The organism is Amycolatopsis oliviviridis (assembly GCF_014654365.1).
Classification (GTDB): domain Bacteria; phylum Actinomycetota; class Actinomycetes; order Mycobacteriales; family Pseudonocardiaceae; genus Amycolatopsis; species Amycolatopsis oliviviridis.
Window position 1 is genome coordinate 200,643 of the sequence record NZ_BNAY01000011.1, and the last position, 21,841, is coordinate 222,483.

General features: G+C 70.3%; 24 protein-coding genes. 15 read left to right on the plus strand and 9 right to left on the minus strand.

Annotation, left to right across the window (positions count from 1 at the left end; genetic code table 11):
* Genes IE302_RS36935 through IE302_RS36945 form a run of 3 tightly spaced genes read left to right on the plus strand, consistent with a single transcriptional unit; the run spans position 1 to position 2,605 of the window.
* The gene (locus IE302_RS36935) at positions 1-615 is read left to right on the plus strand and encodes a DUF1989 domain-containing protein (protein ID WP_191259097.1); all 615 of its coding nucleotides are present in this window, start codon (positions 1-3) and stop codon (positions 613-615) included.
* Complete coding sequence (locus IE302_RS36940) at positions 612-1,739, plus strand: oxidoreductase (RefSeq protein WP_191259098.1); 1,128 nt, start codon at positions 612-614, stop codon at positions 1,737-1,739. Before IE302_RS36935 ends, IE302_RS36940 begins: the two co-directional genes overlap by 4 nt.
* Entirely contained in the window at positions 1,736-2,605 is an 870-nt protein-coding gene (locus IE302_RS36945; RefSeq protein ID WP_191259099.1) for a polysaccharide deacetylase family protein, read from the plus strand. Before IE302_RS36940 ends, IE302_RS36945 begins: the two co-directional genes overlap by 4 nt.
* Here the strand turns inward: IE302_RS36945 and IE302_RS36950 are convergent.
* Entirely contained in the window at positions 2,593-4,155 is a 1,563-nt protein-coding gene (locus IE302_RS36950; RefSeq protein ID WP_191259100.1) for a PucR family transcriptional regulator, read from the minus strand. The two genes, IE302_RS36945 and IE302_RS36950, sit on opposite strands and share 13 nt — an antisense overlap.
* 131 nt (positions 4,156-4,286) lie before the next feature.
* Here IE302_RS36950 and IE302_RS36955 point away from each other — a divergent pair, with 131 nt between their 5' ends.
* Together IE302_RS36955 and IE302_RS36960 are read left to right on the plus strand one after the other, a co-directional pair.
* Positions 4,287-4,913 carry a ClpP family protease gene (locus tag IE302_RS36955; RefSeq protein ID WP_191259101.1) on the plus strand — a complete coding sequence of 209 codons (627 nt, stop codon included), beginning with the start codon at positions 4,287-4,289 and terminating at the stop codon, positions 4,911-4,913.
* On the plus strand, positions 4,910-5,500 hold the full coding sequence (locus IE302_RS36960) for a ClpP family protease (RefSeq protein ID WP_191259102.1): 591 nt from the start codon (positions 4,910-4,912) through the stop codon (positions 5,498-5,500). The genes IE302_RS36955 and IE302_RS36960 overlap by 4 nt, the downstream gene beginning before the upstream one ends.
* On the opposite strand, the gene IE302_RS36965 is transcribed toward IE302_RS36960, so the two are convergent.
* Complete coding sequence (locus IE302_RS36965; protein WP_191259103.1) at positions 5,497-5,844, minus strand: helix-turn-helix domain-containing protein; 348 nt, start codon at positions 5,842-5,844, stop codon at positions 5,497-5,499. The genes IE302_RS36960 and IE302_RS36965 overlap by 4 nt on opposite strands.
* Positions 5,845-5,911: 67 nt before the next feature.
* On the minus strand, positions 5,912-6,847 hold the full coding sequence (locus IE302_RS36970) for a helix-turn-helix domain-containing protein (protein WP_191259104.1): 936 nt from the start codon (positions 6,845-6,847) through the stop codon (positions 5,912-5,914).
* A gap of 71 nt (positions 6,848-6,918) precedes the next feature.
* Here IE302_RS36970 and IE302_RS36975 point away from each other — a divergent pair, with 71 nt between their 5' ends.
* The gene (locus IE302_RS36975) at positions 6,919-7,254 is read left to right on the plus strand and encodes a cupin domain-containing protein (protein ID WP_191259105.1); all 336 of its coding nucleotides are present in this window, start codon (positions 6,919-6,921) and stop codon (positions 7,252-7,254) included.
* On the opposite strand, the gene IE302_RS42935 is transcribed toward IE302_RS36975, so the two are convergent.
* The 3 genes from IE302_RS42935 to IE302_RS36990 all read right to left on the minus strand — a co-directional run bounded on the left by IE302_RS42935 (position 7,239) and on the right by IE302_RS36990 (position 9,519).
* Entirely contained in the window at positions 7,239-7,364 is a 126-nt protein-coding gene (locus tag IE302_RS42935) for a dienelactone hydrolase family protein (protein ID WP_229908174.1), read from the minus strand. The two genes, IE302_RS36975 and IE302_RS42935, sit on opposite strands and share 16 nt — an antisense overlap.
* A 237-nt stretch (positions 7,365-7,601) precedes the next feature.
* A complete protein-coding gene (locus IE302_RS36985; protein ID WP_191259106.1) occupies positions 7,602-8,276 on the minus strand; it encodes a pentapeptide repeat-containing protein in 675 nt (224 codons plus the stop codon).
* 319 nt (positions 8,277-8,595) lie between these two features.
* On the minus strand, positions 8,596-9,519 hold the full coding sequence (locus IE302_RS36990; protein WP_229908176.1) for a GNAT family N-acetyltransferase: 924 nt from the start codon (positions 9,517-9,519) through the stop codon (positions 8,596-8,598).
* 167 nt (positions 9,520-9,686) lie between these two features.
* Between IE302_RS36990 and IE302_RS36995 the strand changes: the two genes are divergently transcribed.
* Genes IE302_RS36995 through IE302_RS37010 form a run of 4 tightly spaced genes read left to right on the plus strand, consistent with a single transcriptional unit; the run spans position 9,687 to position 13,084 of the window.
* Entirely contained in the window at positions 9,687-10,076 is a 390-nt protein-coding gene (locus IE302_RS36995; protein ID WP_191259108.1) for an STAS domain-containing protein, read from the plus strand.
* A complete protein-coding gene (locus tag IE302_RS37000; protein WP_191259109.1) occupies positions 10,073-10,483 on the plus strand; it encodes an ATP-binding protein in 411 nt (136 codons plus the stop codon). The genes IE302_RS36995 and IE302_RS37000 overlap by 4 nt, the downstream gene beginning before the upstream one ends.
* Positions 10,476-12,059 carry a PP2C family protein-serine/threonine phosphatase gene (locus IE302_RS37005; RefSeq protein ID WP_191259110.1) on the plus strand — a complete coding sequence of 528 codons (1,584 nt, stop codon included), beginning with the start codon at positions 10,476-10,478 and terminating at the stop codon, positions 12,057-12,059. Before IE302_RS37000 ends, IE302_RS37005 begins: the two co-directional genes overlap by 8 nt.
* Complete coding sequence (locus IE302_RS37010) at positions 12,056-13,084, plus strand: cobalamin B12-binding domain-containing protein (protein WP_191259111.1); 1,029 nt, start codon at positions 12,056-12,058, stop codon at positions 13,082-13,084. Before IE302_RS37005 ends, IE302_RS37010 begins: the two co-directional genes overlap by 4 nt.
* A gap of 45 nt (positions 13,085-13,129) precedes the next feature.
* Here the strand turns inward: IE302_RS37010 and IE302_RS37015 are convergent, their stop codons facing one another.
* From IE302_RS37015 to IE302_RS37025, 3 genes are all read right to left on the minus strand, one after another.
* On the minus strand, positions 13,130-13,306 hold the full coding sequence (locus tag IE302_RS37015) for a CsbD family protein (protein WP_191259112.1): 177 nt from the start codon (positions 13,304-13,306) through the stop codon (positions 13,130-13,132).
* A 33-nt stretch (positions 13,307-13,339) separates the two neighbouring features.
* Complete coding sequence (locus IE302_RS37020; protein WP_191259113.1) at positions 13,340-13,795, minus strand: ATP-binding protein; 456 nt, start codon at positions 13,793-13,795, stop codon at positions 13,340-13,342.
* Positions 13,796-13,878: 83 nt separating this feature from the next.
* The gene (locus IE302_RS37025) at positions 13,879-14,085 is read right to left on the minus strand and encodes a hypothetical protein (protein WP_191259114.1); all 207 of its coding nucleotides are present in this window, start codon (positions 14,083-14,085) and stop codon (positions 13,879-13,881) included.
* A gap of 326 nt (positions 14,086-14,411) precedes the next feature.
* Here IE302_RS37025 and IE302_RS37030 point away from each other — a divergent pair, with 326 nt between their 5' ends.
* From IE302_RS37030 to IE302_RS37050, 5 genes are read left to right on the plus strand one after another with little or no spacing between them, the layout of a single operon-like run.
* Entirely contained in the window at positions 14,412-18,110 is a 3,699-nt protein-coding gene (locus IE302_RS37030) for a nitrate reductase subunit alpha (RefSeq protein WP_191259115.1), read from the plus strand.
* Positions 18,110-19,675, plus strand: coding sequence for a nitrate reductase subunit beta (gene narH, locus IE302_RS37035; RefSeq protein ID WP_191259116.1), 1,566 nt, complete (start codon positions 18,110-18,112; stop codon positions 19,673-19,675). Before IE302_RS37030 ends, narH begins: the two co-directional genes overlap by 1 nt.
* Complete coding sequence (gene narJ / locus IE302_RS37040) at positions 19,672-20,289, plus strand: nitrate reductase molybdenum cofactor assembly chaperone (protein ID WP_191259117.1); 618 nt, start codon at positions 19,672-19,674, stop codon at positions 20,287-20,289. Before narH ends, narJ begins: the two co-directional genes overlap by 4 nt.
* Complete coding sequence (gene narI, locus IE302_RS37045) at positions 20,286-21,011, plus strand: respiratory nitrate reductase subunit gamma (RefSeq protein ID WP_191259118.1); 726 nt, start codon at positions 20,286-20,288, stop codon at positions 21,009-21,011. The genes narJ and narI overlap by 4 nt, the downstream gene beginning before the upstream one ends.
* Complete coding sequence (locus IE302_RS37050) at positions 21,008-21,562, plus strand: HPP family protein (RefSeq protein ID WP_191259119.1); 555 nt, start codon at positions 21,008-21,010, stop codon at positions 21,560-21,562. Before narI ends, IE302_RS37050 begins: the two co-directional genes overlap by 4 nt.
* The last annotated feature ends 279 nt before the right edge of the window (positions 21,563-21,841 follow it).

Consider the following 21,841-nt stretch of genomic DNA (forward strand, 5'->3'; position numbering starts at 1 on the left):
ATGAGCAGAACGGAAGTATCACCGGGGACCGCGAAAGCCGTCCGGGTGGCGGCAGGCGACCTGGTCCGGGTGATCGACGTCGAAGGCGGCCAGGTCGGCGACGTGTTCGCGTTCGCCGACAGCGGGACCGATCTGGCCGAGCACCACAGCGCGGCGCACACCCGCGCCGCGAACGACCGGCTGTTCCCCGCCGTCGGCGAGTCCTTCGTGACCGATCGGCGCCGCCCGATCCTGACCCTGGTCGCGGACACCTCCCCCGGCGAGCACGACATGCTCATCCCGGCCTGCGACCCGGCCCGGTACGCCGCGCTGGGCGCGCCGGGGCACCGGTCCTGCGCCGCGAACCTGAGCGAAGCGCTGGACGAGGCCGGGCTGAGCTTCACCGGACCGGCCCCGCAGCCGATCAACGTCTTCATGCGCATCCCGGTCGGAGAGGACGGGCGGCTGAGCTGGCTGACCGCGACCTCCCGCCCCGGCGACGCGGTCACCCTGCGGGCCGAACTGGACTGTGTCGTCGTGGTCTCCGCCTGCCCGCAGGATCTCGTGTCCATCAGCGACGCCGGACTCTCCCCGCTCGCCATCGAAACCATCCACAATGGAGGATCACGATCATGACCACCACCGTCGGCCACGCCCACCCCGCGCTGGCCCCGACCACCCTCGGCGGCCTCGCGCTGCGCAACCGCTACGCCGTCGCCCCCATGACCCGGGTCTCGGCCGCGCCCGACGGCACGCCGACCGGCGAAATGGCCGACTACTACGCCGAATTCGCCCGCGGCGGGTTCGGCCTCGTGTTCAGCGAGGGCATCTACCCCGACACGGCGGCCAGCCAGGGGTACCTCAACCAGCCGGGCCTCGCGCGGGACGAACACGTCGCGGGCTGGCGCGTGGTCACCGCCGGAGTGCGCGCGGCGGGCGGCCGGATGATCGCGCAGCTGATGCACGCCGGGGCGATCTCCCAGGGGAATCCGCACCAGGACCACACCGTCGGCCCGTCGGCCGTCCAGCCGCGCGGGGAGATGATGCCCGCGTACGGCGGTTCCGGGCCGTGGGGCGCGCCCCGGGAACTGACCACCGCCGAGATCGACGACGTCGTCGACGGGTTCGCCGCCGCGGCCCGACGCGCCCGTGAGGCCGGGTTCGACGGCGTCGAAGTGCACGCGGCCAACGGCTATCTGCTCGACCAGTTCCTCACCGACTACACCAACCGGCGCACCGACTCCTACGGCGGACCGGTCGCCGGCCGGATCCGGCTGACCGCCCGCGTCGTGACCGCCGTCGCCGAGGCCGTGCCCGAGCTGGTGACCGGCGTGCGGCTGTCGCAGACGAAGGTCAACGACTTCACCTACCGCTGGCCCGGCGGCCGTGACGACGCCGAGGTGATCTTCGCCGCGGTCGCCGAGGCGGGCGCGGACTACCTCCACATCGCCAGCGAGGGCCGGAACTGGCTCGAAACGGCGAAGCTGGCAGGCGGCGGCACCATCACCGCCCTCGCCCGGGAGGTCACCGGCCTCCCGGTGGTCGCCAACGGCGGGATGCACGACCTCACCCAGGCGCGGGAGGTGCTCGACGGCGGGCACGCCGACCTGCTTTCGCTCGGGCACGGCGCGCTGGCCAACCCGGATCTACCCGCCCGCGTCGCGGCGGCAGAACCCCTGGCCGGGTTCGACCGGGCGATGGTCTCCCCGACGGTCACGGTGGCGAACGCGCGCCGCTGGCGGGAGAGCCGGCAGGCATGACGGAATCGAGCTGGCACGGCGGCGCGGCCGCGGTGGCGACCCTGACCTTCGACGTGGACGCGGAATCCCCGATCCTCGCGCACGGACGGGGTTACGCCGAGCACCTGTCGACCATGTCCCATCAGGCGTACGGGCCGAAGGTCGGGGTGCCGCGCATCCTCGGCCTGCTCGACGAACTGGCCGTGCCCGCGACCTTCTTCGTACCGGGCTGGGTCGCCGAACAGCGGCCCGGCCTGGCCGCCTCGATCGTGGAACGCGGACACGAGGTGGCGCACCACTCCTACAGCCACCGGCCGCCGACCACGATGACCGCCGCCGAGCAGCGAGCGGATTTCGAGCGGGGCATGGCGGTCTTCACGAGTCAGGGCATCGAGATCAGCGGGCATCGCGCGGCGGGCTGGGAGTCCACTTGGGACACTCCGGCGCTGGTGGCGGAACACGGGTTGAGCTACGACTCGTCGCTGATGGCCGACGACCGGCCCTATCTGATCGAGACCGGGGCGGGCCGGATCGCCGAGTTGCCGGTGCACTGGTCGCTCGACGACTGGGAGCAGTACGCGTTCCTTCCCTCGCCACAGATCGGATCGGTGATCGCCTCGCCGGTCCGGGTGCTGGAGATGTGGCGCGCCGAGCTGGACGCGATGCGCCGCCATCGGTGCCTGTTCAACCTGTGCCTGCACCCGTTCCTGTCCGGGAGGCCGGGACGGCTGGAGGCGGTACGCGCGCTCATCGAGTTCGGGCTCGGCCTCGGCGACGTCCGGTTCGCCCGGTGCCGGGACGTGGCGGCCGCGGCGCTGGCCGACCCCGCCTTGCCCGCGGAACCCTTGCGGCGCCTCGAAGTCGACCCGGCGGTCTATCCGGACTGAGCGGCTTCCAGTGCCAGGAAGAGGTCGACCCGGTCCGCGGTCCGGCCGACGTCGCGGCCGGTCAGCTCGGTGACCTTGGCCAGCCGGTTGCGCAACGTGTTGACGTGCACGAACAGGGCCGCGGCGGTGGCCGCCCACTGGCCGTCGTGGTCGAGGAAGGCCCGCAAGGTCGTCTCCAGCTCGCCGTCGCGAACACGGTCGTGCTCGCGCAGCGGGCCGAGCAGGGCGTCGGAGAACGTGTGCCGCCATTGCTCGTCGTGCGACTCCAGCAGCAGCCGATAGCTGCCCAGCTCGGCGAAACTCGCCGCCACCGGGCCGCCGCGCCTGCCGCGGAGCACGCGGCAGGCCTCGCGGCTGCGCGACAACGGCTCGCGCAGTCCGGCGGCACCGGGGACGGGATCGGCCAGCCCCACGACCACGCGCCCGCCGGAGAACCGGTGCGACACCGCCGCCGCCAGCCGGGGCGCGAACGCGACGGGCGACTGCCTACCCGAACGGAAGGGCAGCACCGCCACGACGTCCCGGCTGCCCGCCGCCACGACCGCGGGCAGGCCGTCCGCCAGCAGGAAATCCGTGACGGCTTCTGCCATTCCCGGCAGGGTCGCGGTGGCGTCGTCGCCCGCGAACGCCAGCGCGATCACGGCCAGCGGCCCGTCCGGGTCGACCCCGAACGCGCGCAGCCTGCCCGGCACCTCGGCGACGCGCTGCGCGCCGGAGAGCACCATGTCCAGCAGCTCGACGGCGAACCGCATCTCGATGGCCTGCACCGCCTGGTGGCGGGCCACTTCCAGGCTGAGGTAGCGGGCGGTCTGCTCCAGCGCGTCCCGCTCGTCCCGCGTCAGATCGGCCACGGGACGCAGGCACAGCAGCGCGGCGTCCGCGTCGCCGATCGCGCCGACCGGGAACAGCGCCGCCCGTGTCCCCGCGCCGAGATCCGCCTCCAGCGGCGGCGGACGCCGGGTCAACGCCTCCGCCGCGGCGCGCGCCTGTCCGGCGTCCAGTCCGGCCCCGGCGGACGCCAGCTCCCGGCCCATCCGGTCCACGACCGCGAGCGGCAGCTCGTGCTCACGGCGCAGGACGTCCAGCACACCGGACGCGCCCGCGCCCCTCGACAGCGCCGAGGTCAGCTCGTCTCCCCTGCGCACCAGCGACATCAGCGCGTTCTGCCGGTCCGCGGCCTGGATCGCCGCCGCCGCGCGGGTGACCGCCGTGAACGGCACCGCCACCGAGATCTCGAGCAGCGGCAACCCGGTTTCGCGGCACGCCTCGATGAGGGCCGGAGGCGTGTCACGTTGTTCCACGCGCAGCCCGAAGATGATCCCGGCGGCTCCCGCGCGGACCACTCGCGCGACGAAATCCGCGGGATCGGTGCGGTCCAGCCACAGGCCGTTGGTCAGCACGACCTCGTGCTCACGCACGTACGGCCCGGGGTCGGGCAACTCGGTGTTGTGCACCCACAGCACCTGCCCGTCCAGCGCCCCGTCACGGCCGGGGACGACCACCCGCAGTTCGAGATCCGGGTCCGCGACCAGCGCCGCCAAGGTCAGCATGACTGTGAATATATCCAGCCATCGGCGACCTTCATGGACGATCGGCCATCAGGGTCGCGCCCTGCTGTGGGCTGATCCGCTCACAGCAGAGAAACCGGCGGACGGCCGGGTCCCGGCGGCATCGTCGGGGCATGACCGACAACGAGAAGCAGCCACTCTTCGACCAACGGCTCCGGGAACGGTTCTTCAGCCAGCGTGTGCTGGTCCTCGACGGCGCGCTCGACGACGACAACGGGACGGTGCTCACCACCCAGCTGCTGTCACTGGCGAGCGAGGACCCGCGCAAGGACATCGCGTTGTGGATCCACTCGCCGGGCGGTTCGGTCCCTTCGATGCTCGCCATCCGCGACGTGATGCGGCTCGTGCCGTGCGACGTCGCCACCCTCGCGCTGGGGCTGGCGTGCAGTGCCGGGCAGTTCCTGCTTTCCGCCGGCACGCCGGGCAAACGGTTCGCCCTGCCGCATGCGCGGATCCTGATGCACCAGGGTTCGGCGGGCATCGGCGGCTCGGCCGTCGAGGTGGAGGTGCAGGCGGACGATCTGCGCTACACCCGGGACACGGTGCTCGGCCTGATCTCCGACGACACCGGGCAGCCCATCGACCGGATCTTCGCCGATTCCCTCCACGATCGCTGGTTCACCACCGAACAGGCGCGGGAATACGGCTTCATCGACCACATCGTCGAAAGCCTCGACCAGGTCGTCCCCGTCCGCACCCACAGACTCGGCCTCGGCTCGGAAAGGGGTGCCGGCGCATGAGCACCTACACCATCCCCAACGTCATCTCCCGCAGTCCCGCGGGCGAGCGGATCATGGACGTCTACTCGCATCTGCTGTCGGAGCGGATCATCTACCTCGGCACCGCGATCGACTCCGGCGTGGCGAACGCGCTGATCACGCAGCTGCTGTACCTGGAGGCGGACAACCCGGAGCAGGAGATCAACCTCTACATCAACACCGAGGGCGGCGACCCGTCGGCGATGCTCGCGCTGTACGACACCATGCGGTTCATCAAGGCGCCGGTGGCCACGACCTGCGTCGGACAGGCCGTCGCGGCGGGCGCGATCCTGCTGGCCGCGGGCGAGGCCGGGCACCGGTTCGTGCTGCCCCACACCCGCGTCGTGCTGCACCAGCCCGCGGCGCAGGGCCGCGGCACCATCCCGGACCTCATCCTCCAGGCCGACGAGGTCGTGCGCGTGCGGACGCAGCTGGAGGAGATCCTTTCCTCCCACACCGGCCGTGCCGTCACGGATCTGCGGCACGACACCGACCGGGACCGCGTGTTCGACGCGGCGGGCGCCGTCGCCTACGGACTCGCGGACCGCGTCCTCGACGCCCGGGCCTAAGCGGCCATCAGCAGCGGCCCGGATGGGCGGCGGCCGACCGCGAGGCCCGTGCTGCCGCCCCGCCGGACCGTGTTCGCGATACCGAAGAGGAGGTCCGCCAGGTCGATCCCGAGCGCGCCGGTGACCGCGGCGATCATCTCGCTGGACGGCTCTTTGCGGCCGCGCTCGATCTCCGAGAGGTATTGCGGCGAGATCCCGGCGCGTTCCGCGACGTCGACGAGACGGCCGCCCTGTTCCTCCCGGGCGGCACGCAGGCTCTGGCCCAGCACTTCACGCCACAGCGGTTCGGGTTCGCTGTCCGCTGTGGAGGCTCGCTTCTGGTGGAAAGGGAGGATGTCCGCCATAGGCTCATCGTGACATCGGGCCGGGACCCGCGTGCTCCGTTCCGCTCAAGGCGAAACCGAGGCTGTGTCACGAACCCCGGAACGCGCGCCGGTACGCGCCCGGCGTCGTCCCGACCTGATCGCGGAAACGGCGCCGGAGGTTGACGACCGACGTGAGACCGACGCGGGCCGCGATCACCTCCACCGGCAGGCCGGTCTCTTCCAGGAGGGTGCGCGCCTCGGTCACCCGGCGCGTCAGCAGCCACGCCCCCGGCGTGGTGCCGAGCCGCTCGGCGAAACGCCGGGCCAGCGTGCGTTGCGAGACGTTGAGGCGCGCGGCCAAGTCGCCCACCGACAACGGTGTCCCGAGTCGTCCACCCGCCCATTCGAGGAGGCCGTCCAGTTCGTCCTCGGGCGGCGGGGCCGGGACGAACTGGGCCTGACCGCCGTCGCGATGCGGTGGCATCACCATGTGCCGGGCGACGAGGGCGGCGTGCGCGGCCCCGTGATCGCGCCGGACGAGGTGCAGGCAGAGATCGATCCCCGCACCCGCCCCGGCGCTGGTGGCGACGTCGCCGTGGTCGACGTAGAGCACGTCCGGTTCCACAGCTATCCGGGGGAATTCCTCTCGCAGCTGGGCAGCGCGTGCCCAGTGCGTGGTCGCCGTCCTGCCGTCGAGCAGCCCGGTGCGGGCCAGCGCGAAAACGCCGGAACAGATGGTGACGAGCCGCGCTCCCCTGGCGTGCGCGCGGAGGAGCGCGCGGCGTACGGCAGGCGACAGCGGCGCGTCCACCGGGGACCAGCCCGGGATCAGCACGGTGTCCGCGTCCGCCAGCGCGGAAAGGCCCCGTGTCACGGACATCGCGTACCCGGCGGTAGTCGGCACCGGACCGGGTTTCTCCGTGCAGACGTCGAATTCGTAGTACCGCGGCACCCCGGCCCGCTCCGTGCCGAAGACCTCGGCGGCGATGCCGAGCTCGAACGTCGACTGCACCGGCCGCACCAGGGCCATCACGCGATGCATGGCAAGAAAGTACCCCATGATGTCTTCCTGGACACTGTCCGGCGGCCCGATGAGCACGGCAGCATGAGGTCATGCACCCCGAGATCCTCGCCCAAGAGGGCTACACGTCCGTCTCTGTCAAGGAATCCCCCGTCCGCGAGCTCTTCCCCGGAATCCGCCTTCGTCCACTGTGGACAGGTCCGGACGGCGCGCACGCGAACGTGCTGGAGATGGATCCCGGCACCTCATGGCCTCGCCGCGACGTCCACGAACCGGGACCCGAGGAGGTGTTCGTCGTCTCCGGCACGTTCAACGACGGCGCGCGCGACTATCCGGCGGGGACCTTCCTGCACGCCCCGGCCGGTTCGTGGCACGTGCCCGCGTCGGCGACCGGATGCACGCTCTTCCTCTTCTATCCGGAGGGCTGATCCGGCAGGAAGTCCAGAATCCGTTGCCAGGTAAGGGCCGCCGCGTCCGCGTCGTGGTCGGGCAAACTGCTGTCGGTGTAGAAGTGGCCCGCTCCCGGATAGGTGAACACCCGCGCGTCGGCGCCGGACCGCGTCCGGCAGTTCCCGGGCCGCGGCCTCGGCCCGCCCGGCGAGGGTGGCCCACCCGATCCGGTCCTTCACCGCGAAACCGGCTTCGAGGGTGGACGCGGTCTCGCCGCGGTAGAGGTCCGGCGTGGTGACCTCGTGCCCGGCGGCACGCAGGCGCTCCGCCCAGGCCAGCTCCACCGGCCGCAACCCCAGAACCGAGTGGAACAACACGACGTGGGTCATCCGACGACCGACAATCCGCTCTCGGCGGCGAGGATCCCCGCGATCGAAACGGCCTGTTCGACGGTGATCTTCGCGCCGCGCAGGGTGAGCAGCCCACGGACGCCGGACAACCGGGAGCCGCGCAGATCGCAGTCCACCGCGCCGGTCGCCGCGAACTCCGTTTCGGTGAAGTCACAGTCCACAAAGGTCAGTCGCGACAGATCGCCGGAGAACACCGTCTCCCGGAACGAACATCCGGAGAACACGGCCGGCCCCTTCACCCGCTCGATCGCCAGCGACGCGTAGTCGAACCGTGCGTTCTCGACATACAGATCGGAGGCGGACGCGATCGACACCCCCAGCCCGATCGCGCGGCAGCGAAGGATTTCGACGCGTCGGGCCGCGAGTTCGCGGATGGCCGCGTTGGAAAGGTCGACGCCTTCGAGGACCACGTCGGAGAGCGTCAACCTGTCGAGCCTGGCGTTGGCAAGGCTCACTTCCGAGACCAGGGAACGCGCGATCTCACCGCCGCCGCGGACCCCGTCCTGATCGCCACCGTTCTGATCGTCACCGCCGAGATGGACGGAGTCGAAATCGAAGTCGCCGTCGAACACGGCCGGTTCGGCGGCGAGGTCTTCCCGCTCGACCGAAGGGCGGCGCACCTTGATGCCGTCGAAATCCCGGAACTCCATGATCCGGACGGTACCGCAGAGAACGGATCGGTCCAGGTGGTCGTGAGTGGTAAGTGTCGTTCTAACGGCACTTACCACTCACGACCACCTCGCGCGCGGTCGCTCACCGCCGCCCTGAGGCTCGCGGGTTCCCGCGTGAAGGCCCCCATCCCTTCGCTGAGCCGAGGGAAGGGGGCCTTCACGCGCCACCGATGTGGCCGCTGGTGCTGCTGAGACGAACGTGGCATCCCCTAATTCCATGAAGGCCTCCTTGCGGGACTCTGGGTCCCGCAAGGAGGCCTTCACGGAACGGAACACCGCACGACCACCTCGCGCGCGGTCACGGCCAGGTCATCGTGATGGCGCGCTCGAAGTTCACGTAACCCAGACGCCCGAAGGCCTTCGCCATCGGCACGTTCCCGACGTCGGTGGCCGCCCGGATCCGCGGGACGTCCTGCGCGGCGAGGATCCGGGTCCCTTCGGCGAGGATGTCGTCGATGTGACCGTTGCCCCGGTGCTCGGGCAGCACGGCGAGATAGCCGATGACGGCGTTGTAGTCGTTGCGCGCCGGGGTGACGAACCCGGCGGGCTCGCCGTCCGGCAGCGTCGCGACACGCCACCAGTCCCGCGGGCTGCGGTAGTGCGCGAGTTCGTCCTCGTAATGCCTGATCGCGGCGTCGCGGGCGGGCATGCGGGTGAGGTCGTCGCGGCTGTGCGCGTCCAGCGTCCCGTCCATGACCCGCGTCATCAGGTCCAGGACCTCGTCGGTGTCGTGGAAAGGCCGGAACGCCAGGCGTCCCGACGGTTCGGGGATCGGTGTCCCCGGCCGCCATTCCAGGCGCAGCCGTTCGACGAACAGCGCGGCGCCGGTCCGTTCCGTCGCGGTCATGCGGTCCTCGACGACGCGCCGGGACGCGTCGTCCTCGCGCCAGCCGGGCGGGATGAAGCGGCCGTACTCCGGCGGGCGGGTGCCCGCCGGGACCACTTCGGCCAGGGCCTTCCGCAGCAGTTGTTCGCCGACGTCGACGCTTTCGAGGTCGAAGACGTCCATGAGGAAAGGAGCGTCGTCGCCGACCCGGCACCACCAGGCGACCCTGGCCAGCAGCTCGTCGCCGCGAAGAGCGACCCACAGCCATTCCGGACGTCGCCGTCCGGCGGCGAGATCGTCTTCCAGCTCCTCGTTGAGGACGTAAGGGAACCGGTTGAAGAGGGCGAGTTCGTCGCGTCCGGTGATCGGGCGCAGGGTCACATCGGTTCGGGTCAAGTCATCGCTTCCGTCCGGGGGAAATCCGGCGGACAGGTCTATCCGATCGCCGCAGCGGCCCGCAAACCCTTTCGGCCGTCCGGTCCGCCCGGGACCACGCTGGTAGATTCCCGGTATCGGGTTGAGCCGCCAGCCCTTTGTCGGCAGCACCCTGAGCAGGAGCATTGATGACGACCGATGTCGCCCGGCCCCTCCACCGTTCTTCCGGAGACGGGTGGACGCTGGAGACTTACGACTCCGACGGGGTCACCGTGTACGCGATGACCGGCGAGTTCGATTTCGCCGTGTCCGCCAAGCTCCGTCAGGTTCTCGCGGAGTATCCGCCTTCGTCCGGCCTGGCCGTCGCGGACATGACCGAGGTCCGGTTCTGCGATTCGAGCTGTCTGCAGGTCCTCCTCCGCCTCGCTCAGCTGCTGCGCGAGAGTGACGGCCGGTTCACGATCGCCACCTCGGTCCGCGCCGTCGTCCGGCCGGTCTCCCTGCTTCGCCTCGAAGAACTCATGCCGGTCCATCCGACCGTCGAAGCCGCACGCACCGCACTGGCCGCCCGCTCATGACCTCGTCCGACGCCACCGTCCGGCAGGACACCCAGGTCAGCGAATTCACCATGGCCGAAGACCTCCACGGCCTCGCCGAGGTGCGCGCCTGGACGCGGACCGCGCTGAGCGGGCTGCCCGCCGACACGATCGTGGACGTCGTGATGGTCGTGGACGAACTCAGCTCGAACGCGCTCCGGCACGCACAGGCCCCGTTCCTGGTCCGGCTGCGGCGCTCCGGTGACCGCCTCCGCGTCGAGGTCGAGGACGGCGCGTCCGGGACACCGGCCCGGCCCGGTCCGCCGACCGGCACCGGCGGTCACGGGCTCACGCTGGTCGCGCTGTCCACGGCGGCTTGGGGCCAGGCGGCCCGCCCGGACGGCAAGACGGTGTGGGCGGAGTTCGAGATCGGGGCCCCCGATGACTGAGCCCGTGCTCACCGATCCGGCCACGACCGGACGGAGCTGGGAGACCGCGCCGTCGCCCGCGCTGGTCGTCGACGGCGACGGGGTCGTGCGGGACCTCAACGACGCCGCCCGCGCGTTGTTCCCCGAAGCCCGACCCGGCCGCCCGCTCCGGCTCGGGACACCCGCTTGGCTGGCGGACGCCCACCCGGACGAGACCGTCCACGGCGTCGCCGGCGACCGTGCCTGGGCCGCGTCCCCGGTACCGCACGACGGCGTCGTCACCTGGTGGCTGGCCGACGAGACCGGCGCCGAAGCCGCGCACGAGCTGCTGCGGCAGGAACGGCGGCGCGTCGCGTTCCTCACCGACGCCTCGGCGGCCCTGCTGAGCTCCCTCAACGTCGAACGCTGCATCGAAGTGGCCGCGCGGCTGGCGGCCGAGCACCTGGCCGGGGCGGCGGTGGTGCTGGCCCCGCCGGTCCAGGGCCGTCATCCGGCGGCGTCGTGCGTCCGCGGCGAGGCCGTGACCTTGTCCAGGCTGACCATCGACCCCGCCGACCTGCCGGGGCTGGACGAGGCGCTGCGCGGTTTCCCGCCGGTCCCCTCGCGCTGGCTCGACCCGGGGGCCGCGCCGTCCTGGATCCTGCCCGCCGGTTTCGGCCCGGCGACGTCGATCGTCGTGACGCCCTTGCCGGGGCACGGGGTGCCCGCCGGGGCGCTGATCCTCTTGCGCACCGGCGACCAGTCCGCGTTCACCGAGCAGGAGGAGATCTTCGCGCGGCTGTTCGCGGCCCGCGCGGGCGCCGCTATCTCGGCGGCGCGGATGTTCGCCCACCAGGCGTCGACGACCGAGACGCTCATGCGCGAGCTGCTCCCGCCTCGGCTGGAGCAGCTCGGCGGCGTCGAGTTCGCCGGGCGCTACCGGCCCGCGCAGGACGAGGACAGGATCGGTGGCGACTTCTACGACGTCCACTCCGCCGTCGACACCGCCGGTGGCGAGTCCCTGGCCGTCCTCGGCGACGTCTGCGGGAAAGGGCTCGACGCCGCCGTCCTGACCGGGAAGATCCGGACGACGCTGCGCGCGCTGCTGCCGATGGCCGAAGACCACCATCGGCTGCTCAGCCTGCTGAACACGTCACTGGCGAGCCTGGAGGACGGCCGGTTCGTCACGCTCGCGCTGGCCTCCGCCCGCCGGGAGGGCGACTCGGTGCGGCTGCGCGTCACCTGCGCCGGGCATCCGCCGCCGCTGGTCGTGCGTTCCGACGGCATCGTCGAAGAGGTGGACACCGGCGGCAACCTGATCGGCGTGCTCCCCGAGATCCGGACGACGACGGAGGAAGTCCTCCTCGCGCCCGGCGAGAGCCTCCTGATGTACACGGACGGCATCGTGGAGGCCAAGGGCGGTCCGCTCGGCGACGAGATGTTCGGCGAAGAACGGCTGCACACGGCGCTGTCCGAATGCGCGGACCTGGCGGCGGACGCGGTCGCCGAGCGCGTGCAGATGCTGGCCGCGCAGTGGGTCGGCCCGCGGCCGCACGACGACATGGCGGTGCTGGTGATCACCGCGCCGCGCACCCCTAGGCGGCCGGAGGGCCCGTGACGTCCGAATACTTCGAACGGCTGTGGCAGGCGGTGACCGCCGGGGACGAGTACGCCGCCGGGGACGTCGCGGTCTCGGCGCTCGGCGCGGGTGTCGACGCGGAGAGTGTGCTGCTGGACGTGATCGGCGGCGTGCAGCACAAGGTCGGTCTGGAGTGGGCGGCGAACCGGATCACCGTGGCGCAGGAACACGCCGCGACCGCGATCAACGACCGGGTGCTCGCCAGTTTCGGCTACATGCTCCCCCGGCCGCGAGCGAACCGAAGCCGCGTCGCGGTGGCGTGCGTCGACGGCGAATGGCACGCCATGCCCGCCCGGCTGCTGGCCGAAGTGCTGAGGTTGCGCGGCTTCCGTGTCGACTACCTCGGTGCCCAGGTGCCCGCGCCGCATCTGGTCGCGCATCTGCACCGCACCGGGCCCGACGCGGTGGCGCTGTCGGCCTCGCTGGCCACTCGCCTGCCCGCGGCGCACGCGACGATCACGGCCTGCCAGGCGGCCGCGACCCCGGTCATCGCGGGCGGGGCGGCGTTCGGGCCGGACGGCCGGTACGCGCGGCTGCTCGGGGCGGACGCCTGGGCACCGGATGCGCGGGCGGCGGCGGATCTCCTGGCCGCTCCCCTGCCTCGTCCGAGGACCGGGCATCAGCCCCTCGACGACCTCCCGCATCTGGCCGACCAGGAGTACACCCTCGTTTCCCGGACCTCGGGCCGGCTGGTGAAGAACGTCATGGCGGGGTTGGAAACCCGCGTCCCGGCGATGCGCGAATACACCCTCCGCCAGCGTCAGCACGCCGCGGAGGACATCGCCCACATCGTCGAATACCTGGCGGTTTCGCTGTACGTGGGGGACGAAGAACTGTTCACCGGCTTCCTGACGTGGACGGCGGAGATCCTGGAGGCCCGTCAGGTCCCGGCCGTTTCACTGCTGCCGGCGCTGGAATTGCTGCGCGGGCAGCTGCACGACTTCCCGCGTTCGCAGGCGTTGCTCGACGCCGCGCACACCCGGTTGCGCGACACCCTCACCTGACAGAAAAGGGGCCCGCCCGAAGGCGAGCCCCTTTTGTTCGCGAGGTCAGTCCCGGACGCCCTTCACCGCGTCCTTGATCTTCTCGCCCGCCTGCTTGACGTTGGCCTTGCCCTGCTCGGCCTTGCCTTCGGCCTGCCACTGCTCGTTGTCCGTGGCGTTCCCGGCGGCTTCCTTGGCCTTGCCCTTGAGTTCGTCGAGCTTGTTCTCGGCTTTGTCGTTCATCAGGGCCTCCATTCCTTGTCCGCTGCCCTCCGGTTACCCGGCACGGCGCACCGGAAACGACGGATCCGCTGTGTCACCCGACACGTTTGAACCGGCCAGGTCGAGTTCGGCCCACACGGTCTTGCCGTCCTCGCGGAACTCCTGGCCCCACGCCGTGGTGCAGGCGTCGATCAGGGCGAGGCCACGGCCACCGGTCTCCGAAGCCGGACGCGGGGCGGCGGGTGTCTTGCCGGAGTCGTCGACCTCGATGCGCAGCCGGCCCGCCCACCGCAGCAGGCGCACCTGCCAGGGCCTCTCGCCGTGCCGCAAGGCGTTGGACACCAGTTCGTCCAGCACCAGGATCGTGTCCGTGAGGCCCGCTTCGGCGACGTCGCCCAGTTCCGCCCGCGCCCAGGAGCGGACCCGGGAGAGTTCACCCAGGTCACCGTCCACGTCCAAGGCCAGGACTTCGGCCTCATGACCGGCGGGCGCGGCCTGATGGGTGGGCACGGGGACCTCCCTGTTCTCGACGGCCCGTCAGGGCTCGCGTGGACTTAGTACCCCGAATGCCGCGAACCTTAACGAGCAACCTGTCACCGCCCGCCACCCGTATGGCCACAGGGGTAGACCGTTTCCGCGACGACGGCCTCGCAGGCCGGGCAGTTGTTCACCGGCCGCTCACGACGGCCCCAGAAGGGATGGGTGGCCCCGCAGAGCGCGGTGACCGGCTCACCGAGGACGGGAGCCGGAGTGCAGACAGGACAGTAGGCGTGCGCGGCCCGCTCGATTTCGGCGGTCATCCTTCGCCTCCGCGTGTAGGTCGTTATACATACTTTCGGCCCTGTCCAGGGTACGGCGCACCGGGGAGCCGATTAAAGCAATTCACATCGACGCATATTTCGATCGCCCGACAGAATGGATTAATCGAATTTCTCATGACAATTACCTCGCCATTACCACCACATTTACTTGCTGCTCTTTTCGAGTGATCAAAACCCATGATCACCTTCGAAGAAAGACAGCTGGCACTCGGTGCCGCTAGCATTGCGAACGTTCCCGGACAGACTCGGCAGGTCCTGTTCGTGCCGTCTGCCTCATTCACGACTTAAGTCGGGAGGTCGCGAGCGTGCGCTCGCCACGAAAAGCCAACGGAAACGGCATCGAAAACCACCACGATGAAGGCGCCGCGACCACCGCTCTGCTACGCCTCGGCCGTTATCTGACCCGCGCGGAGAGTTCGGCGGATCTGCATTCGGTGCATCTGACCGGAGGCCGGGAAGGCGACGCCTTCTACCGGGATCGCTGGAGTCACGACAAGGTCGTCCCGTCGACGCACGGCGTGAACTGCACAGGTTCCTGCCGCTGGAACGTTTACGTCTCCGACGGGATCATCACCTGGGAGAGCCAAGACCCGGATTATCCCTCCGTCGGCCCCGACAAGCCGGAGTACGAACCGCGCGGATGCCCGCGCGGTGCCTCTTTTTCGTGGTATTCCTATTCGCCGACCCGGGTACGGTTTCCGTACGCACGAGGCGTACTGGTCGAAATGTACCGGGAGGCACTGAAACAGCATGGCGATCCGGTCGTCGCCTGGGCTTCGGTGATGGACGACCCGATGAAGAGGCTGGCCTATCAGCGCGCCCGCGGAAAGGGCGGATTGGTCAGGGTCGGCTGGGACGAGGCGGCGGAAATCGCCGCGGCCGCGCATGTCCACGCCATTTCCCGATACGGCCCGGACCGGGTCGCCGGCTTTTCGCCGATCCCGGCGATGTCGATGGTCTCGCACGCGATCGGGTCCCGGTTCATGGCGCTGATCGGCGCCCCGATGCTCTCCTTCTACGACTGGTACGCCGATTTGCCGGTGGCCTCGCCGCAGGTGTTCGGCGACCAGACCGACGTCCCGGAATCCGCGGACTGGTGGGACGCCGCGTACCTGATGATGTGGGGCTCGAACGTCCCCGTGACCAGGACGCCCGACGCGCACTGGATGGCCGAGGCGCGATACCGGGGCCAGAAGGTCGTCGTGGTCTCCCCCGACTACGCCGACAACACCAAGTTCGCCGACGAGTGGCTCGCCCCGCATCCCGGCACCGACGCCGCACTGGCGATGGCCATGGGGCACGTCATCCTTCGCGAGTTCTTCGCCGAACGGCAGGTGCCGTACTTCATCGACTACGTCCGCCGCTTCACCGATCTCCCGTTCCTGGTCACGCTGACCGAACGGGACGGCGCGTACGTCCCGTCGAAGTTCCTCACCGCCGCCGACCTCGGCGACGCCGGGACCGAGACGGCCGAGCCACAGTGGAAGACCGTCCTGGTCGACGACCGCACCGGGGAACCGGTCGTGCCCAACGGTTCCGCCGGCTTCCGCTGGAACGAACACGATCAGGGCCGCTGGAACCTCGAACTCGGCGACGTCGTGCCGCGGCTGAGCCTGCTCGCCGATCCCGGGCACGAAGGCGTCGAGGTGCTCCTGCCACGTTTCGACGCCGACGGTGTCCTGCGGCGCGGGGTGCCCGCCGTCGAGCAGGACGGGCAGCTGGTCACCACCGTGTTCGATCTGCTGATGGCGCAGTACGGCGTGCGCCGCGGCGACCTGCCCGGCCGGTGGCCGTCCGGCTACGACGATCCGGCGGAACCGTGCACCCCGGCGTGGCAGCAGGAGATCACCTCGGTCCCGGCCGACCGGGTCACCCGGATCGCCAGGGAGTTCGCCGAGACCGCGGAGGCCTCCCGCGGCCGCTGCATGATCCTGATGGGCGCGGGCACCAACCACTGGTTCCACTCCGACACCATCTACCGGTCCTTCCTCGCCCTGCTGACGATGACCGGCTGCCAGGGTCGCAACGGCGGCGGCTGGGCGCACTACGTCGGGCAGGAGAAGGTGCGGCCGCTGACCGGGCACCAGACCCTGGCGGGCGCGATGGACTGGACGCGGCCCGCCCGGCAGATGATCGGGACCGCCTACTGGTACCTGCACACCGGACAGTGGCGCTACGACGCGCTGCGCAACGACGAACTGGCCTCCCCGCTGGCGCCCGGCAAACTCGCCGGGACCAGTGCCGCGGACACGCTCGCGCAGTCGGCGCGGCTGGGCTGGATGCCCTCGTTCCCCACGTTCGACCGCAATCCGCTCGACCTGGTGGACGAGGCCGAGGAAGCCGGGGCCGACCCCGCCCGCCACGTCACCGCGCAACTCCGCGAAGGCAAGCTGGGGTTCGCGGCCGAGGATCCGGACGCGCCCGAGAACTGGCCGCGGGTGCTCACGGTGTGGCGCTCCAACCTGCTCGGCTCGTCGGCCAAGGGGCACGAATACTTCCTGCGCCATCTGCTCGGCACCGACGCGAACCTGCGCGGCGAAGAGGCGCCGCCGGAAGCGCGGCCGAAAACCGTGAAATGGCACGACACCGCCCCGGTCGGCAAGTTGGATCTTATGCTGGCAATCGATTACCGCATGACCAGCACGACGTTGTTCGCGGATCTCGTGCTGCCCGCCGCGACGTGGTACGAAAAGCACGATCTCTCCTCGACGGACATGCATCCCTTCGTGCATTCGTTCAACGCCGCCGTCGATCCGCCGTGGCAGACCCGGACCGATTTCGAGGCCTTCCACACGATCGCGAAGCGGTTCAGCGAACTCGCCGAACGGCATCTCGGGGTGCGCAAGGATGTCGTCGCCACCCCGATGACGCACGACACTCCCGGCGAGACCGCGCAGCCGGGTGGGATCGTCCGGGACTGGCGCGACGGCGACGTCGAGCCGATCCCGGGTGTCACCATGCCGCGGCTGACCGTCGTCGAGCGTGATTACCCGGCGGTGGCGGCGAAACTGGCCACGCTCGGCCCGCTGCTGGAGAAGCTGGGCGCCACCAGCAAGGGCCTGACCTACGACGTCGGCGAGGAAGTGAACTGGCTGCGCGCGAAGAACGGCGTCGCGACGACCGGGGCCGCCCGGGGCCAGGCGCTGATCGACACCGACATCAAGGCCGCGGACGCCGTGCTCGCGCTGTCCGGCACCACGAACGGGCGGCTGGCCACGCAGGGCTTCCGCGAACTCGAGAAGCGGGTCGGCACCGAGCTGGCGCATCTCTCCGCCGAGCACGAAGGCAAGAAGATCACCTTCGCCGACACCCGGTCGCGGCCGGCGCCGGTGATCACCAGCCCGGAGTGGTCCGGCAGCGAGAGCGGCGGCCGCCGGTACTCGGCGTTCGTGATCAACGTCGAACACGCCAAACCGTGGCACACCCTCACCGGCCGCCAGCACTTCTTCCTCGACCACGACTGGATGCACGAACTCGGCGAGGCGCTGCCGGTCTACCGGCCGCCGCTCGGATCGCAGCATCTCGCCGGCGGGCAGGGAGACGCGGCCGAGGTCACCGTGCGCTATCTGACCCCGCACAGCAAATGGTCGATCCATTCGACCTACCAGGACAACCTGCACATGCTCACGTTGTCCCGGGGCGGGCAGGGGATCTGGATGAGCCCGGCCGACGCCGAGGCCATCGGCGCGAAGGACAACGACTGGATCGAGGCGGTCAACCGCAACGGTGTCGTGGTGGCCCGCGCGATCGTCTCCCACCGGATGCCTGCGGGCACCGTTTTCCTTTACCACGCCCAGGATCGCGCGGTGAACGTGCCGCGCAGCGAAGCCACCGGGAAACGCGGCGGCACGCACAACTCGCTGACCAGGCTGCTGCTCAAACCCACCCATCTCATCGGTGGCTACGCCCAGCTCTCCTTCGGGTTCAACTATCTGGGCCCCACCGGCAACCAGCGCGACGAGGTCACCGTGATCCGCCGCCGTTCCCAGGAGGTGCGTTACTGATGCGGGTCATGGCACAGCTGGCCATGGTGATGAACCTCGACAAGTGCATCGGCTGCCACACCTGTTCGGTGACCTGCAAGCAGGCCTGGACCAACCGGACGGGTACCGAATACGCCTGGTTCAACAACGTGGAAACCCGGCCGGGGCAAGGATATCCGCGCCGCTACGAGGACCAGGAACGCTGGAAGGGCGGCTGGGAGCGGACGGCGAAAGGCAGGCTCCGGCTGCGTGCGGGCGGGCGGCTGACCAAGCTCGCGAAACTGTTCGCCAACCCGGAACTGCCGGAGATCGCCGACTACTACGAGCCGTGGACCTACGACTACGCCACCCTCATCGAGGCCCCGCTCGGCGACGACGTGCCCACCGCCGCGCCGCGGTCGGCCCTCACCGGCGAAGCCACCCAGCCGTCCTGGGGACCGAACTGGGACGACGACCTCGGCGGATCCACCGAGCACGGCGTCAAGGACCCGATCGCCGAGAAGCTGCGCGACGAACTCGGGGTCAAGATCAAATTCGAGTTCGAGCAGAGCTTCATGTTCTACCTGCCGCGGATCTGCGAGCACTGCCTCAATCCGTCCTGTGTGGCCAGTTGCCCGTCCGGCGCGATGTACAAACGCGAGGAGGACGGCATCGTGCTGGTCGACCAGGACCAGTGCCGCGGCTGGCGGATGTGCGTCACCGGCTGCCCGTACAAGAAGGTCTACTTCAACCACAAGACCGGCAAGGCCGAGAAATGCACCTTCTGCTACCCGCGGGTGGAAGCCGGGCAGCCGACGGTGTGCGCGGAGACCTGCGTCGGGCGGCTGCGCTACATCGGCGTCCTGCTCTACGACGCCGACAAGGTCACCGCGGCCGCGTCCGTCGCCGACGAGCACGACCTCTACCCCGCGCAACTCGACCTGCTGCTCGATCCGCACGACCGCGCCGTGATCCGCGCGGCCGAGGCGGCCGGTGTCCCGCACGACTGGCTCACCGCGGCGCGGCGTTCGCCGGTGTACCAGCTGATCCACGACTACCGCCTGGCGCTGCCGCTGCATCCGGAATACCGCACGATGCCGATGGTCTGGTACATCCCGCCGTTGTCGCCGGTGGTCGACGCGGTCAGCGGCAGCGGTCACGACGGCGAGCACCGCGACAACCTGTTCGGTGCCATCGACGCCCTGCGGATCCCGGTCGAGTACCTGGCCGAGCTGTTCACCGCCGGGGACACCGTGCCGGTGCGGCGATCCCTGCGGCGGCTGGCCGCGATGCGGTCCTATATGCGGGCGGTGAACCTCGGGCAGGAGACCGACGAGGACATCCCCGCCTCCGTCGGGCTGACCGGCGAACAGATCTTCGCCATGCACCGGCTGCTCGCGCTGGCCAAATACGACGAGCGCTATGTCATCCCCACCGCGGGCGTCGGGCAGGCCCACGATCTGGAGGGCATCGCCACCCGGTGCAGCCTCGACGTCGACGGCGGGCCAGGAATGGGCGGCGGAGAGTCCACAGTGGACCTGGTCAGCTGGGACGACGGTGCCCGCCCGGACGCGCTGTTCCCGACCCTGCGCGGGCAAGGCCGGTGAAACTCTTCCGCCCCCGGGCGATCACGTCCCCAGATCACACGGCGCTGCGCCAGATCGCCGGATGGTGCCTGCAATATCCCGACGAAGCTGTCCTCGGCAAAGTCGGTCTGCTGCGCGCCTGCCTCGACGAGACCACCGGTCCCGGTCACGACGAGCTCTCCCGCACCGTGGCCTACCTCGAAAACGGCGATCCCGGCGAGCTGGCCTCGCACTACATCGAGGTCTTCGACCGGAAACCCCGCCGGACGCTGCACCTGAGCTGGTTCCTCGACGGCGACACCCGACGGCGTGGCGAGACCCTGGCCGCGCTGCGCCGGTTCTACCGGACGCACGGATTCGCCCCCGCCGAGAACGAATTGCCGGACTTCCTGCCGGTGATCCTGGAGTTCGCCGCCGCGGCCGGTTCCGGCGCGGCCGGACAGGTACTCGCCCGGTTCCATCCGGCGCTGGATCTCCTGCACCACAATCTGTCCACTATGGACACTCCGTATCGTGACGCCGTCACCGCGGTGCTGGCGACCCTGCCCGCCGCTCCCGCGCCGCCGCCCGCCGAACCCCCGGCCGAACTGGTCGGCCTCGACCCCTTCCCCACCGGCGCCGGAGGTGGCCGATGAGTTCCGGACCGGATCTGCTGCTGTGGGGCGCCGCGCCCTACGCGTCGATCGCACTGCTGGTCTTCGGCACGATCTGGCGGTATCGCCACGACAAGTTCGGCTGGACGACCAGATCGAGCCAGCTCCACGAATCCCGGCTCCTGCGGGTGGCCAGTCCCGTGTTCCACATCGGACTGCTGATGGTGATCGGCGGCCACGTGCTCGGCCTGCTCGTGCCGAAGGGCGTCACCGAGTTCGCCGGGCTCGACGAGCACGGCTATCACCTCATCTCGCTCGGGATGGGCAGTGTCGCCGGGCTGGTCGCGATCGGCGGGCTCGGTCTCCTGCTGTGGCGGCGGATCCGGGTGCCGGCGGTGCGCGGCGCGACTTCGGTCAGCGACAAGTACATGTACGTGGTGCTCGTGCTGGTGATGCTCGCCGGACTGGCGAACACCCTGGTCGACAACGGACTCCGCGGCGGATACGACTACCGCGAGACGGTCGCGCCCTGGTTCCGCGGCATCCTGCTCCTCGATCCCCGGCCGGAGCTGATGGCGTCGGCGCCGCTGGACTACCGGCTGCACACCGCGCTGGGCATGCTGTTGTTCGCGCTGTGGCCGTTTTCCCGCCTGGTGCACGCTTTCAGCGCGCCGGTGCGGTACCTGCTCCGCCCGTACGTGGTCTACCGGCGCCGCGCCCCCGGCAGCGTCGGCACCCGGGACCCGCGCCGCGGCTGGGAATGACCCGCGCCCGCCGCGCCGCCTACGTCGCGCTGAGCTCGTTCGGCTGCATCGTGTTCATCGGGCTCTGCGCGATCCTTTCCGGCGCTCCCCTGCTGTTCCCTTCGCTCGGGCCCACCGTGTTCCTGATCTTCGCGACCCCGCAGGCACCCGGCGCGAGCCCGCGGAACACGGTGTTCGGCCATCTGGCCGGTGTCCTCGCGGGGCTCACCGGCCTCGCCGCCACCGGGCTGCTCACCGCCGCCCCGGACCTGACGCACCCTTCCTGGCCCAGGATCGGGGCCGCCGCGATCGCGCTGGGCCTCACCTGCGCCGCGATGGCCGCACTGGAGATCCCTCACCCGCCTGCCGGGGCCACCACGTTGATCATCGCGCTCGGTCTCCTGCACACCGTTCCGCAGATCGTCGCGGTCCTGGTGGGCGTGGCCCTCATCGCCGGGCTGGCCGTGCTGATCAACAAGCTGTTCGGCGTGCCTTACCCCTGGTGGCGTTCACCCGCTCCGATCACCGCATCACCTAGTCCTCGGCAACCCGAATCGTCCGCAAAGGGCTGACGAAAACCAGTCCCGGTGAGCCTCCTCGTATGGGTGGATCTACTCACCCGATCTTGAGTAACCCTCCCTGACCTGGGCGGATGTGGTTCACAGGTGACCGTCCGTTGTCGTAGTGTCACGGGGACAGCACACGCGTCACCTTGGGAGGGGTGTGGCAGATGGCTGGGTATGAAGCTGTACTTGGAGAGATCGACGAAGCAAGCAAGGCCGCGGGGAGACTGGTCGACGACGCCCGAGGGCTCGACGCTGCCGGTGTTGTTCCAGAGGGTGACGCGGGCT